Annotated in this window: 2 protein-coding genes; both read left to right on the top strand. The window is 72.4% G+C overall.

Features of this window, described 5'->3' with window-relative positions; translation table 11 throughout:
- A partial coding sequence (locus FJ251_16040) for a Fe-S-binding domain-containing protein (protein ID MBM4119211.1) occupies positions 1-658 on the top strand: 658 nt, incomplete at its 5' end.
- Positions 655-1846: NADH-quinone oxidoreductase subunit N (locus FJ251_16035; GenBank protein ID MBM4119210.1), on the top strand; the 1192-nt coding region annotated here is incomplete at its 3' end. The genes FJ251_16040 and FJ251_16035, both read left to right, overlap by 4 nt.

The raw sequence follows: 1846 nt of genomic DNA, 5'->3' as shown, positions 1-1846 counted from the left end.
GGGGAGCGTCAGCCACCTCGGCTACGTGATGCTCGGCATCTTCGCCCTCAACGCCCAGGGCCTGAGCGGCGGCCTCCTGCAGATGGTCGGCCACGGGCTCTCGACGGGCGCCCTCTTCCTCCTCGTCGGCATGGTCTACGAGCGCCGGCACACGCGCCTGATCGCGGACTTCGGCGGCCTCGCGGCGAGCATGCCGCGCTTCACCTTCTTCTTCCTGCTGACGACCCTCGCTTCCATCGGCCTGCCCGGGCTGAACGGTTTCGTGGGGGAGTTCCTCATCCTGCTCGGCGCCTTCAAGGCGGCGCCCGTCTTCGCGGTGCTCGCCGCCCTCGGCGTCGTGCTGGGCGCGGTCTACATGCTCTGGATGGTGCAGCGCGTCTTCTTCGGCCCGCTGACGCGCGAGGAGAACCGGAGCCTCGGCGACCTCTGCCCCCGCGAGTGGCTGCTGCTCCTGCCCGTGGCCGCGCTGATGCTCTGGATCGGCCTCTATCCGAAGCCCTTCCTGGGCCGCATCGAGCCAGCGGTGGCGGCGCTGCTCGAGAGCGCGCGGCCCGGCATCGCGGCGCCGGCCGGCGCCCTGCACGGCCAGCTCGACGCCCAGGGCGGCGCCCTGCGCCTGCCGGCGGCCCTCACCCCGACCCCTAGCCGAGGAGAGTGAGCGCCGTGGACTGGAAGCTCGGCCTCGTCGCCCCCGCGATCGTCCTCGTGCTCGCCGCCTTGCTCGTCCTGCTCGTCGAGCTGCCGCGGCGCCGCGCCGGGCGCGGCGAGGGCTGGCTCGCCGAAGCGATCTGCGGCCTGGGCCTGCTCGTCGCCGCCGCCCTCGTCTGGCAGCGGTGGGGCGCGCCCGGCGCGACCGGATTCGGTGGCCGCTTCGTCCAGGACGCCTTCGCCACCTACTTCGACCTGCTCTTCCTCGGTATCGGCGCCGCCACGCTCCTGATGGCGCTGCCCTACCTGCGCCGCGAGGCGCTGCCGCGCCTGGAGTTCCTCGCCCTGCTCCTGTTCGCGATCACCGGCATGCTGCTGATGGTCGGCGCCACGGAACTGATCACCTTCTTCCTCGCCCTCGAGTTGCTCTCGATGGCGCTCTACGTGCTCGCCGGCTACCAGCGCGGCCAGGCGCGCAGCGTCGAGGCTGCGATCAAGTACTTCCTGCTCGGCGCCTTCGCGAGCGCGCTGCTGCTGATGGGCATGGCCCTGCACTGGGGGGCGACGGGCAGCCTCGCCCTGCACGCGGCGGCGCCCGTCGGCCCCGGCGGCGCCCACAGCCCGCTCCTGGCCAGCGCCGGCTTCTGGCTGATCCTCGTCGGCCTTGCCTTCAAGGTGAGCGCCGTGCCCTTCCACTTCTGGACGGCCGACGTCTACGAGGGCAGCCCGGCGCCCGTCGCGGCGCTGATGGCAACGGGCACGAAGGCGGCCGCCTTCGCCGCTCTGCTGCGCCTGCTCGGTCCCGGCCTCGCGCCGCCGGCCGCCGAGTGGACGCCGGTGCTCTGGTGGCTGGCCGTGCTGACGATGTCGGTGGGCAGTGTGATGGCGATCGTCCAGAGCAACCTCAAGCGCATGCTCGCCTTCTCGAGCGTCGCCCACGCGGGCTATCTGCTCGTCGCCGTGGTGACGGCGACGCCCGGCGCCACGCGCGCGCTGCTCTTCTACCTCGTCGCCTACACGCTGATGAACCTCGGCGCCTTCGCCGTGCTCGGGCTCGTCGGCCGCAAGGGCGAGGAGTACCAGTCGATCTACGACTACGCCGGCCTCGCGCGTCGCCAGCCCTGGCTGGCGCTTCTGATGAGCGTCTTCCTCTTCGCGCTGGCCGGGATTCCGCCCACGGTGGGCTTCACGGGCACAA

The organism is bacterium (assembly GCA_016873475.1).
In the GTDB taxonomy this organism is placed as follows: domain Bacteria; phylum Krumholzibacteriota; class Krumholzibacteriia; order JACNKJ01; family JACNKJ01; genus VGXI01.
The sequence above is the reverse complement of the archived record's forward strand: the minus strand, read 5'-3'. Positions and strand labels throughout refer to the sequence as shown.